Source organism: Sinanaerobacter sp. ZZT-01 (assembly GCF_035621135.1).
Lineage (GTDB): Bacteria > Bacillota > Clostridia > Peptostreptococcales > Anaerovoracaceae > IOR16.
In genome coordinates, this window is the sequence record NZ_CP141728.1 from 1,929,845 (window position 1) to 1,944,026 (window position 14,182).

Annotated in this window: 13 protein-coding genes; 12 read left to right on the forward strand and 1 reads right to left on the reverse strand. The window is 39.0% G+C overall.

Going from position 1 to position 14,182, the window contains the following annotated elements; all coding sequences use genetic code 11:
* Nucleotides 1–23 precede the first annotated feature (23 nt).
* From U5921_RS09210 to U5921_RS09225, 4 genes are read left to right on the forward strand one after another with little or no spacing between them, the layout of a single operon-like run.
* Nucleotides 24–1,268 (forward strand): lactate dehydrogenase, encoded by a 1,245-nt coding sequence (locus U5921_RS09210; RefSeq protein WP_324822656.1) that lies wholly within the window; start codon nucleotides 24–26, stop codon nucleotides 1,266–1,268.
* Nucleotides 1,265–2,368, forward strand: coding sequence for an NAD(P)H-dependent oxidoreductase (locus U5921_RS09215; protein ID WP_324822658.1), 1,104 nt, complete (start codon nucleotides 1,265–1,267; stop codon nucleotides 2,366–2,368). Before U5921_RS09210 ends, U5921_RS09215 begins: the two co-directional genes overlap by 4 nt.
* 8 nt (nucleotides 2,369–2,376) lie before the next feature.
* Nucleotides 2,377–3,561, forward strand: coding sequence for an A/G-specific adenine glycosylase (gene mutY, locus U5921_RS09220; protein WP_324822660.1), 1,185 nt, complete (start codon nucleotides 2,377–2,379; stop codon nucleotides 3,559–3,561).
* A gap of 38 nt (nucleotides 3,562–3,599) precedes the next feature.
* Entirely contained in the window at nucleotides 3,600–4,976 is a 1,377-nt protein-coding gene (locus tag U5921_RS09225) for an aldehyde dehydrogenase (RefSeq protein ID WP_417765057.1), read from the forward strand.
* A gap of 224 nt (nucleotides 4,977–5,200) precedes the next feature.
* On the opposite strand, the gene U5921_RS09230 is transcribed toward U5921_RS09225, so the two are convergent.
* The gene (locus U5921_RS09230; protein ID WP_324822662.1) at nucleotides 5,201–6,193 is read right to left on the reverse strand and encodes a YeiH family protein; all 993 of its coding nucleotides are present in this window, start codon (nucleotides 6,191–6,193) and stop codon (nucleotides 5,201–5,203) included.
* 144 nt (nucleotides 6,194–6,337) lie between these two features.
* Between U5921_RS09230 and U5921_RS09235 the strand changes: the two genes are divergently transcribed.
* The 8 genes from U5921_RS09235 (at nucleotide 6,338) to U5921_RS09270 (ending at nucleotide 14,002) form a co-directional block, all read left to right on the forward strand.
* On the forward strand, nucleotides 6,338–7,237 hold the full coding sequence (locus U5921_RS09235) for a LysR family transcriptional regulator (RefSeq protein WP_324822664.1): 900 nt from the start codon (nucleotides 6,338–6,340) through the stop codon (nucleotides 7,235–7,237).
* Nucleotides 7,234–8,304, forward strand: a complete 1,071-nt coding sequence (locus tag U5921_RS09240) for an elongator complex protein 3 (RefSeq protein WP_324822667.1) — start codon at nucleotides 7,234–7,236, stop codon at nucleotides 8,302–8,304. Before U5921_RS09235 ends, U5921_RS09240 begins: the two co-directional genes overlap by 4 nt.
* 101 nt (nucleotides 8,305–8,405) lie before the next feature.
* Nucleotides 8,406–9,077 (forward strand): uracil-DNA glycosylase, encoded by a 672-nt coding sequence (locus U5921_RS09245; RefSeq protein WP_324822668.1) that lies wholly within the window; start codon nucleotides 8,406–8,408, stop codon nucleotides 9,075–9,077.
* Nucleotides 9,078–9,116: 39 nt separating this feature from the next.
* Complete coding sequence (locus U5921_RS09250) at nucleotides 9,117–9,671, forward strand: LemA family protein (protein WP_324822670.1); 555 nt, start codon at nucleotides 9,117–9,119, stop codon at nucleotides 9,669–9,671.
* A 36-nt stretch (nucleotides 9,672–9,707) separates the two neighbouring features.
* Nucleotides 9,708–11,606, forward strand: a complete 1,899-nt coding sequence (locus U5921_RS09255) for a DUF2207 domain-containing protein (protein ID WP_324822672.1) — start codon at nucleotides 9,708–9,710, stop codon at nucleotides 11,604–11,606.
* 225 nt (nucleotides 11,607–11,831) lie between these two features.
* A complete protein-coding gene (locus U5921_RS09260) occupies nucleotides 11,832–12,608 on the forward strand; it encodes a transporter substrate-binding domain-containing protein (protein WP_417764999.1) in 777 nt (258 codons plus the stop codon).
* Nucleotides 12,609–12,627: 19 nt separating this feature from the next.
* Nucleotides 12,628–13,305 carry an amino acid ABC transporter permease gene (locus tag U5921_RS09265; protein ID WP_324822674.1) on the forward strand — a complete coding sequence of 226 codons (678 nt, stop codon included), beginning with the start codon at nucleotides 12,628–12,630 and terminating at the stop codon, nucleotides 13,303–13,305.
* Nucleotides 13,274–14,002, forward strand: coding sequence for an amino acid ABC transporter ATP-binding protein (locus U5921_RS09270; protein ID WP_324822676.1), 729 nt, complete (start codon nucleotides 13,274–13,276; stop codon nucleotides 14,000–14,002). Before U5921_RS09265 ends, U5921_RS09270 begins: the two co-directional genes overlap by 32 nt.
* The last annotated feature ends 180 nt before the right edge of the window (nucleotides 14,003–14,182 follow it).

Here is a 14,182-nt window from a genome sequence, read left to right on the forward strand (position 1 = left end):
AGTGAGTTGAGGAAGAGGATAAAATGGAGTATTTTGAAATTGGAGAACATGGTTTTTTTGCAGAAAGAAAGGGACTGGAAAAAACAAAAGCATTTTTTTCAGTTACACATGAAGCAATGTTGTATGAAACGGAAGGCTTATATTGGTTGGACAAAAATAAGCTCGACGAAGTATATAGCCGATATACGATGAATAAGCTGAAAATATTGAAAAATAAAGATTGGGGCATGGAATGGATAAAAGAAAAAATTAGAAAGAACTTGCTGAGCTTTGTCAATTTGTCCTATCAAAGTAAAGAAAAATGGCATGAAGAAATAAAACAGAGTATGGCGGATGCGGTAGAAAACTCATTGAAAAAGAAGAAGATTAGTATATTAGCATTAGGCGATGTTGGTGGAACAGTCTTAACTGCACTGAAGCTTTTAGGCGGAGACATCATAGAAGAGATTGGCATATGGGATATTAGTCCATCAACGTGTAAAAGATGGGAATATGAAATGAACCAAACTGCTTATCCCTGGGAGTATGATGTGCTGCCCGATGTAAAAATACTAAAAGAGGAAGAGCTCTTTGACTGCGATGTATTCATTTTCTGTGCATCCAAAGGAATTCCTCCTTTGAGTACGACAGAAACGGATGTGCGCATGGCTCAGTTTCATGCAAACCGAGAGATCATAAGAAAGTATGCAAAAATGGCACGTCAAGATTCGTTTCGAGGTCTATTTGCTGTAGTGTCAGATCCTGTTGATCCACTTTGCAAAGAAGTCTTCCTTGCCTCGAATGAAAGAGAAGATGGGCAATTGGACGGGCGAGGTCTGAGACCGGAACAAATCCAAGGCTATGGACTCGGTGTCATGAACAGTCGTGCCGCTTACTATGCAAAAAAAGACGATAGATATGCTCAATTTCTTACAGAAGGAAGAGCTTTTGGACCGCACGGAAATGACCTTGTTATTGCAGACAGTATTGAAAATTACAATGATTCTCTGTCCAAAGCTTTAACGAAGCTTGCGGTTGAAGCCAATTTAAAAACAAGGGAAGCGGGCTTTAAACCATACATCGCTCCGGCACTTTCTTCTGCGGCCATTTCAATTTTATTGACGTTACGTGGACAATGGCATTACAGTTCCAATTTTTTAGGCGGAATTTTTATGGGATGTAAAAATAGAACAGGAATAGCTGGTCTTGAAATGGAATCGCTGGCTTTGCCTGAATCTTTATATAAACGATTGGAAAAAGCGTATCGTGGACTGGAGCAGATACAATGACGAATAGAGTAAAAGAAGAAAAAAATTGCGAAGAGAGGATGCTGTATGTCATTCGGCCTGTCTGTGCTGAACCGAGTAAAACGAAGCGCTTGGATCAGGTTTTAGAATTTGCATTGGAAGGGATACCTTATAAAAAAATTACAACAATAGAGGATTTCCAGAATTTAAAAGGTAAACGGCTATTATTTGCGGTGAATTTAGGCGAATCTGGTATCAATCTAGAATATTATCAGTATCTAAAAGAGATGCGTCTGCATCCTGATCTGCTGAAAAATTGCGTAGGGGGATTAATTCTGGATGGAAGCAGTGAGCTATATACCAAGTCTGTTGCGAGAGAGTTGGTTTTTGCTGCAAATCAAGCAGGCTGTACCTTTCCGGGACGACCTTTGGTCGAAGGAACGAGAGTATTATTTAATTTTAAAGTACAAGCTAAAAATTTAAATACCGATTGTTTCTCCGCATATTTAGAAGCCAGTCGGATTCTGGTACATCAAATTGTAAATTATGAAAAAAAGCCGGTGAAAGAACCGAAGCTGCTCGTGCTTCATGCAAGCAATCATAAAACATCGAATACGATGACGTTATGGAATCTGGTAAAAGAGTCTTTAGAGCACTGTTTCATTCAGGAAATTTCATTAAGAAATGGAGCGATTCAAGATTGTGCAGGCTGCCCTTATACCATGTGTATGCATTATAGTGCGGACAGTAAGTGCTACTATGGCGGTGTGGTTGTAGAGCAGGTTTATCCTGCTATTTCAGAATGTGATGCGCTGGTTATGCTTTGCCCAAACTATAATGATGCAGTCAGTGCTAACGTATCGGCGAGCATTAATCGCTTGACTGCTCTTTTTCGAAAACAGCGATTTTATGAAAAAAAGGTATTTGCACTGATTGTATCTGGATACAGCGGAGGTGACATTGTTGCGCAGCAATTGATCGGAGCATTAAATATGAACAAGAGCTTTACGTTACCCGAAAAATTCTGTATGCTTGAGACAGCAAACGATCCGGGAAGTATTTTACAGATTAACGGCATTGCAGAGCGGGCAGAAGCATTTGCCCATCATATACAGAAATGTCTATGCGAAAAAGCAACTTAGGAGAGAATATGTCAAATAAGAGAGAGACGATTGTATTTCAAACAGAGCGATTGGAGCAGCAAGAAATTTCAGAAATGATTGAGCTTTTATTGCAGTGGTACGATAAAAATCGCCGTATTCTTCCTTGGAGAGAAGAACCCAGCCCTTATCGTGTATGGGTTTCGGAGATTATGTTGCAGCAGACAAGGGTAGAAGCGGGCAGAGAATATTTTGAGCGGTTTATGAAAGAGCTTCCTGATATCGAGTCACTGGCAAACGTAGAGGATGAGAAATTGATGAAGCTTTGGGAAGGCCTTGGTTATTATAATAGAGCACGGAATTTAAAAAAGGCAGCGGGGATTGTTATCGAAAAATTTTCAGGGAGGATGCCGTCTGCATATGCTCAATTATTAGAGCTGCCGGGAATTGGTCCTTACACGGCAGGAGCCATCGCATCCATTGCGTTTGGAGAAGCGGTGCCGGCGGTGGACGGAAATGTATTAAGGGTGCTTTCCCGCATAACTGCGGACCATAGAGATATTACTGCTTCTTCTGTAAAAAAAAGCATGCAAAGTAAATTACAAGAAATCATTCCAAGAAAGCGTACCGGAGATTTCAATCAGGCACTCATGGAGTTGGGGGCCTTAGTCTGCATTCCAAACGGTGCACCGAAATGCACAGAGTGTCCTGTAAATGAGTTTTGTATTGCATTAAAAAAGAATTTAACTGCGGTGCTCCCATTTAAAAAGCAAAAAAAACCACGTAAAATCGAGCGAAAAACAATGTTGATTATGAAACTGAACGGTGAAATGGCCTTAAGAAAGAGACCAGATACGGGACTGTTGGCAGGTTTTTTAGAATTGCCAAGCATACCGCAAAATTTAGAAAAAGAACAGGTAGAACTTTGTCTAAGCAGGATGGGGTTTGCATACACTTCTATTAATCCCTTAGGTGAAGCAAAGCATATTTTTTCTCACGTAGAATGGCGTATGAAGGGATATGAGATCGAACTCATCAAATTGCCTGAGAAATCACAGGAGAGAAATAACCTATTTTGTTTGGAAGATTCTTCTGAGCCAGACTTCTGTATGAAAGGACTGGATGACTTGATTTGGGTGAAGGGAGAAATCCTGCGGGAAAAAATCGCTTTACCATCTGCATTCAAACCTTACGAGAATGCATTTCCAAAAAGGGAAGAAGAAGGAGGAGAATAATGGCAGAGGAAAAAGACGTAAAGGAAACGATGGAAATTATGGAAAAGGCCAAGAGAGAGGCTTTAATTGAAAAGCAACGTAATTATTTTTTTCAGGGGAACACCTTGTCAGTAGAATTTCGCAGGAAACAGCTCATTACGTTAAAGCAGGCACTCTGTATCTTTGAGCCGCGGATCATGCAAGCACTTAAGCTGGATTTAGGAAAAACAGTATTTGAAAGTTATGAAACTGAACTTAGTATGGTACTTTCTGAAATAAACTTTGCATTGTCTCATTTAAAAAAATGGACGAAAAAAAAACCAGTAAAAACACCGATGGTGCATTTTCCTTCTAAAAGTGCAGTGTATCAAGAGCCGTTGGGTGTAGCTTTGATTTTATCCCCTTGGAATTATCCGCTGCAGCTCGCTTTGGCTCCTCTTGTTTCGTGTATTGCTGCGGGTAATTGTGCGGTTTTAAGGCCTTCACATTCCGCATCACATACAGCAAAACTTATTGAGGAAATGATATCCGTGTACTTTGCGCCGGAATATATTGCAGTTGTAAACGGGGAGACGAAAATCAGTAAGGAACTGTTGAAATTAAGATTTGACTATATATTTTTTACAGGAAGTCCAGCTGTTGGAAAAACAGTTATGGAGGCAGCTGCAAAGAATCTTACGCCTGTTACTTTAGAGCTGGGAGGAAAGTGCCCTTGCATTGTGGATCATACTGCAAATATCGAAGTGGCGGCACGTCGGATTGTGTGGGGAAAGTTTTTAAATGCGGGGCAGACTTGTGTTGCGCCGGATTACGTATTAGCCGATCAAAGGATTGCAGAACGGCTCATTGAACGAATGATGCAGTATATTGCTGCTTTTTACGGTATAAAACCATTGGAAAGCAAGGATTTGCCCCAGATCATAAATGAAAAGCATTTTAACCGTCTTTGCGGTCTGCTAGAGGGAGAGAATATCCGTTGTGGGGGCGCGTTTGATCCGAACATGCGACGGATTGAGCCGACAATTTTAACAGATGTTAGGGAAGACAGTGCTTTGATGCAAGAAGAAATCTTTGGGCCGCTTCTTCCGGTTCTGACATATGAAAAGATGGAAGAAGTGATTGCATTTGTGAAGAAGCGAGAAAAGCCACTTGCTTTATATCTCTTCACAAACAGCAAAAAAAATGAAAAGAAGATCATTCGAAACATATCCTTTGGGGGCGGATGCATTAACGATACAATTGTCCATTTGGCAAATCCACATTTAAGCTTTGGAGGAGTTGGACAGAGTGGAATGGGATCGTATCATGGAAAAAAAGGTTTTGAAAGTTTTTCTCATGAGAAGAGTATCTTAAAGAAGAACAGTAGAGTAGACATACCACTGAGATACCCTCCATATTTAGGGAAACTTAAGCTTCTCCGTTTTTTATTGAAATAAATGCTTTCAATGATTTAAAGTAATTGAAACCATAGCTCATTTTGTTTCAACGTACCTCTGCTTGTCATATATAACAAGGAAAAACGACGGTTCTGAATTCATTTCAGAACCGTCGTTTTTATCTAATCTTTCTTATAGTAATTGTTGACATTATAGTTGTTTTTCTGCGATTGAAAGCGGTTATGCTTTATCGAAAAGATATTCAAAAGGAGCCTTTTGATTCGCTACAGCAGTTTCATGCAGTGTTGAACAAGAAGAGATACCACAGCAACGACGAACCAGCAGCTTAGACCTAGGGAAATAGGACGAAGACCATTTGTAAGGAGCTTTTTCAAATCCGTGTTCAGCCCAATTGCTGTCATAGCCATGACAATGACAAATTTTCCAAATCGTGCGAGTGCCTCAGAAAATTCAAGAGGAAGGTAAGAAAAGGTATTTAAGACAGCAGTTGCGACAAAACCTAAAACAAACCACGGAAACACGTCTGAAATCGAATAAGTAGATGAGATGTTTCTTTTTTTTGACATATAAATAGCCAGCAGCATAGTAATTGGAATGATCATCAGTGTTCTTGTAAGCTTCACAATTGTGGCAAAAGACAGTGCCGTATTATTGCCGGCAGAGCTGCTCCAAGACAGGCCTGCGGCAACGACAGAAGAGGTATCATTGATTGCAGTTCCGGCCCACATGCCAAATCCGGTATCGGAAAGTGAAAGCGCGTGTCCCAAAGCTGGAAACAAGAAGACTGCTGCAATGTTAAATAAAAAGATAGTGGAAATGGCTTGTGCGATTTCTTCTTCTTTTGCACCGATAACCGGAGCGGTTGCCGCAATTGCAGAACCGCCGCAAATGCAAGTTCCGACACCGATTAAGGTTGTTATGTTGTACTCTAATTTTAAAAATTTACCCATAAGATAGGCTGTAATGAAGCAAGAGGTTAATGTAAAAAAGATGACAAGAAGAGACTGTTTCCCCACTTGTACGACATGAAATAGATTCATTTCAAATCCAAGTAAAATAATCGAAAATTGGAGCAGCTTCTTTGAGGTATATTTTATGCCGCTTTCAAAAATAACGGGCAATTTGATGAATCCAATCATCATGCCGATTAAAATGCCAAACACAGGACCGCCAATAATTGGAAATAGACGGCCTAAAATCCAAGCAGGAACTGCAAGGGCGAAACAGAGAAGAATTCCGAAGGATTGCTTTTTCATAATAATCTCCTTTATTAGAATATAAATATTTATAATATTACAATTTGATGTTAAACGCGCTACCAGTTGATTTTAACAAATTAATGTTATAAAATAAAATTATATATTCTTATAAATATATAATTTTATTTTATAGAGGAAACTATGCTTGATTTTCGATTAAAAACTTTACTTGCAGTTTGCAGCGAGGGCAGTTATACAAAGGCAGCAGAAATGCTGCATATCACACAACCTGCGGTAACGCAGCACATACACTATTTGGAAAAGCATTACGGTACAAAGCTGTTCGTCTATAAAGACCGTTCCATGAAACTGACGTATGACGGAGAACGCTTGAAAGAATATGTTGCTACGATGGAAGCCGGAATAAAGAAGATTGAGCTACTAATGGCATCTGAAAGGGGTGTTTCTGAGCCGATTGCATTCGGTGCAACTTTGACGATCGGAGAATATACTATGCCGCCTATCATTGCAGAATTGTTAAAGAATAATCCAAGACTGCATCTTACAATGGAAGTGAAAAATACGGAAGTATTATTGGATATGCTGGAAAAAGGAGATATAGAATTTGCTTTTCTAGAAGGCTATTTTGACCGTTCGCGCTATGAAAATCTTTTGTTTTCGAAAGAAAATTTTATAGCTGTCTGTTCACCGGAAAGCACGTTAACAGGGAATTCGGTTCCATTGGAAAAACTCTTTGAGCAGAGATTGATTCTTCGCGAAAAAGGTTCAGGTTCCAGAGATATATTGGAACAGACTTTACATGAACATAATCATAATATAAAAGAGTTTTCCTCCATTCTTGAATTAGGGAGTATTCGAGGGATTAAACAAATGGTTCAAGAGAATTTAGGGATTACTTTTATTTATGAGAGAGCGGTAAAAAAAGAGCTGGCGGAAAGAACGCTAAGAGAGATCAAAATAAAGGATGTAAGGATCTCAAGAGAATTTAATTTTGTTTTTTTAAAGAACGATATTCATCAAAAAGAACATCACTGCTGGTTTTCTAACTTTTATAAAGAGAAAGAGAGATTATTTTTATGAAAAAACATGCAATCATACCAATCTTTATTCCGCATAAAGGCTGTCCAAATGATTGTGTATTCTGCAATCAGAAAAAAATAACAGCAAAACAGAAACCATTTGAAGCAGAGGAAATAGGAAAACGAATTGAAGCATATCTTTCTACGCTGAAAGGCAGAGGATTAATGATAGAGGTTGCTTTTTTCGGAGGCAGTTTTACTGGAATTCCAATGGAGGAACAGAGAGAATATCTGACTGTTGCAAAAAAGTATAAAGACAGAGGAGAGATTGATAAGATACACCTTTCAACAAGGCCGGATTATATCAACGAGGAAATACTGAATTTGCTTCAGGAATTCACCGTGGATGTTATTGAGCTTGGTGTACAGTCTTTTGACCCGGAGGTTTTACGTCTTTCAAACCGCGGACATACAAAAAACGTTGTGTATTCCTCTAGCGACAAGATTCTGGCTTACGGGTTTGAATTGGGGATTCAGCTTATGATTGGATTGCCGGGTGACAGCTATGAGAAGTGTATGGCGTCGGTAGAGGAGACGATCAAGATTGGACCGTCACTTGCCAGACTTTATCCGACGGTTATTCTAAAAGACACCAAACTTTTTGAACAGTACCAGGAGGGTAGCTATAAACCGTTTTCAAAAGAAAAAATGCTTCGCACAACGACGGATATGTATCGTAAATTACAGGAAAATAACATTACTATTTTGCGAGTAGGGCTGAAGAGCACGGATCTGATCAGTGAAAACGGAGAACTGATTTCAAGTACATATCACCCGGCTTTTCGCCAGCTGGTTCAGGGTGAGATTGCTAAGGAAGATTTAGAAAGACAGTTATTAGCCAGTTTAAAAGGTCGATATAATAAAGAGAAGATATTGAAAGAGAAAATGGAGAATGGTGCGTCGAAACCGGTGGTTACCTTTTTATGTGAAAGGACAAGCTTTTCAAATATGATAGGAAACTGCCGTCGCAATAAAAATTATTTTGAAAAAAAATATCCGCAGTTTTCTTTTCGGTTTAAAATAGATGAATCATTACCAGCAGAAAGGTATCAATTAAATATTTTATGAAAATTAAAAAAATCACGTGCGTTTCCTATAATTTTAAAGTATAATGGTATCGTTTGTGACATAAGAACGTAAAAAAAATTTTTGAAGAAAGGGCTGGATGAATGGTAAATACCGGGAATGACTGGAATGAAGTATTAAAAGACGAATTTGACAAACCTTATTATCAGGAATTACGAAAATTTTTAATTAGTGAATACCGAAGCCGGAAAATCTATCCTTCTATGTATGATATTTTTAATGCATTAAAACATACCGCATATGCAGATACTAAGGTAGTAATATTAGGACAAGATCCATATCACGGTCCTGGACAAGCACATGGAATGTGTTTTTCCGTGCAAAAAGGGGTTAAAAAACCACCTTCCTTAATAAATATATTTAAAGAATTAGATTCAGACTTAGGTATAAAACCGCCCTCACACGGAAATTTAGAAAGCTGGGCGGACCAAGGAGTATTACTGTTAAATACAGTATTGACCGTAAGATCAGGAGAACCCAATTCGCATAAAGGTCGGGGATGGGAGACTTTTACGGATCATGTAATTTCAATGCTGGACAAGCGGCAAAAGCCAATGGTATTTATGCTTTGGGGTGCGAACGCAAAGTCCAAGCAAAGTTTGATTCAGAATAAAAAACATTTGATTTTAACAGCGTCTCATCCAAGTCCATTATCGGCACATAATGGATGGTGGGGCTGTTCACATTTTTCTAAGGCCAATGATTTTTTAAGGGATAGGGGGGAAAACTACATAAATTGGGCCATTGAAGATTGATGCATTTGTTAGTAAACAGAAGATAAGGGGGAGAAAATCATGTTAGGATGGATTGTTACAGCGGTTGTAATTGCAGTGATTGTAATTTGGTTTATTGCGGGGTACAACGGATTTGTTACCATGCGCAATCGCATTGAAGAAGCCTTTGCAACGATGGATGTATACTTAAAGAAGAGGTATGACTTGATACCCAATTTAGTAGAAACGGTAAAAGGGTATGCATCACATGAACAGGGAACCTTAGAAAAAGTTGTGGCAGCGAGAAATATGGCTGCATCTGCTACATCCGTAGAAGAGAAGCTACAGGGAGAAACACAGCTGCAAACAACTTTAAAAAGCCTATTTGCTGTGGCCGAAGCTTATCCCGATTTAAAGGCAAATAGCAACTTTATGGACTTGCAGCGTCAGCTTCAAAGACTGGAAGACGAGATTGCCAGTGCCAGAAAATATTATAATGCAGTTGTAAAAGAATTTAATACAAAGACAGAGCTGTTTCCAAGTAATTTGATAGCGGGGGTATTTCATTTTACTAGAGAGCCAATGTTTGAGGTAGAAGATCAGGCACAAAGAGATGCAGTAAAGGTCAAATTTTAAATCTAGGGGATTTGATAAAAGGGAAAGAGGATTATTATGAAAGGGTTAGTAAAGAAGATTATTGTTTTTTTCGTTGGATTGATTTTTATGTCTTTGCCGTTTACCGTTTATGGGGCAAATTTTAAGACAGAGCGTTATGATGTCAATCTTGATGTCAGTGAAAACAATTCTTTCTATGTGGAAGAAAATATATCTGTTGATTTCACATCACCAGGCCATGGAATTTACCGCTATATTCCGGTAACGAAAACATGGAAATATCAGCTTTTGGATGGGGAAACTGTAGAAAAGGCTTACAAATTAAAAATCAAGGAATTGGAGACTCCGGGATTTGAAAACGAAATCAGCTATGAAAATGGATATATGTTGGTGCGGATTGGAGATCCGGATCTGACTGTAAGCGGTCCTGTAACGTATAAGCTTCGCTACCAAGTGATTGGGCACGAGGATGGAGAAGTCAGTTTTGATCAGTTCTATTGGAATTTATTGAGTCAAGAATGGGAAACTCCGATAGAAAATGCGGATTTTACGATTCATATGCCAAAAGAGTTTGATTCTTCTAGTGTAGAGTTCATTTCAGGTACGTATGGCCAAAATGATACGTCTATCGTAGTATGGGATCGCGAAGGGAATACATTAAAAGGGTCGATTCAGAGGGAACTGCAAAAAGGGGAAGGCAGTACAATCCGGATCGTATTACCGGAAGGTTATTTTTCTGGGGAAAGAAATAATAATTGGATGGCACCTGCGATGTATGTTTTAATACTGCTTGCGGCAGGAATGAGTTTTCTTCTGTGGTGGTTTTTTGGAAGAGATCCTAAAATAATAAAGACGGTCGAATTTTATCCGCCGCAAGGAGTTACTCCAGGCGAAATCGGTTACATATTAGATGGAGCCGTAGATGACAATGATATCATATCTATGATCTTGCATTTTGCAAATGAGGGATATCTAGAGATCAAAGAGGAGGAGAAAGAGCAGTTCCAATTAATAAAGAAAAAAGAATTGCCGGATTCCACAGAAACCTATGAACATACCTTGTTTCAAGGACTGTTCGAGGGACGAGATACGGTTCGATTGGATGAACTGAAAGAAGATTTTTATCCAGTTTTCCAGGCAAGCAAGGGACAGTTGAAAGGAAAGTTCACACAAAAAAAAGGCAATCTAGTCTATACCAAGGCATCCGTATTTGCACAGATTATTACAACGCTTATTTTGATAAATCCATTACTCTGTGTAGCGATTCTAGGCGTGGAATACCGGTACCTTTCCGGTATCAATACACTACTTTTTATACCGGTCATAGTTTTGGTATTAGCAGGATATGGCACGATGAAAAGCATGTACGAACGCAAGGACAACAGTAAAAAAGGAACGAAGACAGGTATGAGTATTGCGTCTGTTCTTCTTATTGGAATTGGATTGGGAGGATTCTTTTTATTAGGAAACTTTCTTTTAGACTTGCCTTTGGCAAGCATATTGGCAGCGGTATCCACACTGATTTGCACAGTCTGTGCGGTGGCAATGAAGCGAAGAACGCAATACAGTGTTCAGCTCATGGGCAAGATATTAGGATTTAAAGAATTTATTCGTACGGCAGAGTTAGATCGAATTAAAAGATTGGCAGAGGACAATCCAAACTATTTTTACCATGTGCTTCCATATGCTTATGTATTTGGTTTATCCGATATTTGGGCAAAGAAATTTGAGAGTATTGCCGTGGCACCACCTGATTGGTACCATTCTGGATATAATGGAAACTTATTCACTACCTATGTTTTTCTAAATTCATTTCATCACTATACAAATGCAATGCAAAGCAACATTGTAATACCATCTTCCGGCGGTACGGGTACGATTGGAAGTGGTGGCTTTTCATCCGGCGGCGGCTTTTCCGGCGGCGGAATGGGCGGAGGAGGCGGCGGAAGCTGGTGATCTAAATTTGTTGTTATAAAACAAATTATTCCTAAACATTGTATACACATAGACAGTTTTTGTACAATTTCCTTTGCAGTAACGTATTGCATTATTGTATACAACTATCGTAAAATATAATGGTAAGAAACTGTTCGTTTCTGCGCGTTTTATTAACGTCGTGGAAACGAATCGTTTTTTGAAAAGTGAATAAATTTTTGTGTGATATAAGAAAGGAAGGTAGATATGAAAAGAAATAAAGTAACCGTATGTTTATTGGCTGTATTGATGATTGTTTTTGCTTTAAGTGGCTGCGGCACTTCTGGAAAAGATAATGGGGGAAGTGATGCTAAAAAATATGTAATTGGCACCGATACAACCTTTGCACCTTTTGAATTTGAGGATGAAAGTGGAAATTTTGTAGGAATTGACATGGATCTTTTGAAAGCAATTGCACAAGACCAGGGCTTTGAGTATGAGATTCAGGTGTTAGGGTTTAACGCAGCGGTTCAGGCGTTAGAGGCTGGCCAGGTTGACGGCGTGATTGCAGGAATGAGCATTAAGCCAGAACGTCAAAAAAAATTCGACTTTTCCGATCCGTATTTTGATTCCGGTGTCGTGATGGGGATTGCCGCTACCGATAATAAGACAAAAAAATACGAGGATTTAAAAGGGAAAAAAGTTGCTATAAAGATTGGAACAGAAGGCGCAGAATTTGCAGAATCAATTAAGGATCAATATGGCTTTGAAACCGTTTCCTTCGAAGATTCTTCTTTTATGTATGAAGATGTTAAAGCAGGAAACAGTGTTGCCTGTTTTGAAGACTATCCGGTACTCGGTTATGGTGTAGCACAAGGAAACGGGTTAAAGATTGTAAGCGAAAAGGAACAGGGTTCCTCCTATGCATTTGCAGTACAAAAAGGCAAGGATGAGGAACTGCGTCTGATGTTTAATGCTGGATTGAAAAATTTGAAAGACAACGGAAAATATCAGGAAATTTTAGATACTTATATTCAGGAATAAAAATACAGAGGAGTAATCGATGAATGCATTTAACGTAGTTTATGAAGCGCTGCCGAAGTTATTGATTGGCATGAAGCTGACCATACAAATCACTTTCATCGGATTAATTTTTGCGATATTAATTGGACTGATTGCTTGCTTGATGAACATTTCAAACAGCAAGATATTAAAAGTAATTGCATCAAGTTATATTTATATTATAAGAGGAACACCTTTACTGGTTCAGCTGTTTTTTTTATACTTTGGTATAGCAAAGGCGCTTCCGTTTAGCTCTGATGCAATATCTGTTGGAACCGTGGCAATCAGCTTAAATGCCGGTGCCTATATTGCAGAAATTTTTCGAGGCAGCATTCAAGCTATCAATAAAGGACAGATGGAAGCGGCAAGGAGCCTGGGTCTTCCTTACAGTAAAGCGATGATAAAGGTTATTTTGCCGCAGGCATTTCGCATGTCTATTCCGGCACTTACAAACCAAGTTATCATATCTTTGAAGGATGTATCCCTGATTTCTACAATCGGGGTTGCGGAGATTTTCCAAGTCGGGAAAATTATTGTAGCCCGTAATATGGAATCGACTCTTATTTGGTCTACGGTGGGTGTCATTTATCTGATCGTGGTTGCGATAATTACGAAATTGGCAAGAATTTTGGAGAGGAGGATGTTCTGTGATCAAGGTAAAGGTAAAAAATCTACATAAAGGATTTGGTTCCTTAGAAGTATTAAAGGGCATCGACCTTGAAGTTAAGGATCGGGAAGTTGTTTGTATTATTGGACCTTCCGGTTCGGGAAAAAGTACTTTTTTGCGATGTATTAATGCATTAGAAGAGCCGACAAGCGGGAATATCATTGTAGATGATCTTGAAATTACGGATAAACATCAAAATATTAATAAAATCCGCGAAAATATTGGAATGGTTTTTCAGCAGTTTAACTTGTTTCCTCACATGTCTGTGAAGAAGAACATCATGATGGCACCACTGGATCGTAAGAAGATGAATAAGGAGCAGGCAGGAGAGAAGGCGAAAAGACTGCTTGATGCAGTCGGCTTGTCTGAAAAAGCGGAAGAGTATCCCGCAAATCTTTCAGGTGGCCAGCAGCAGCGTGTGGCGATTGCCAGGGCTTTGGCGATGGAGCCTGATGTCATGCTGTTTGACGAACCGACAAGCGCATTGGATCCGGAGATGGTCGGAGAAGTTCTAAATGTTATGAAAAAGCTTGCAGAAGATGGTATGACTATGATTGTGGTCACACATGAAATGGGTTTTGCAAGAGAAGTCGCTGACCGTGTCGTATTTATGGATAATGGAGTGATTGTTGAAGAGGGAACACCGGATGAAATATTTGGCGCGCCGAAAAACGATCGTATGAGGGCCTTTTTAGAGAAAATTTTATAAAATTATTTGAGAGATTTTCGTACCACCTATCTCTTCAAATGGAATACCTTGTGAAAATCGTATTAGAGATACTTTTTACAGGGTATTTTTTATTGCAGTCTATCTCATGATTTGCAGATTTATTCTGCTAGATTAGAAAGTAGAGAAGAGCTTCAGTATGAACCTTTTTCTCGAAAACTA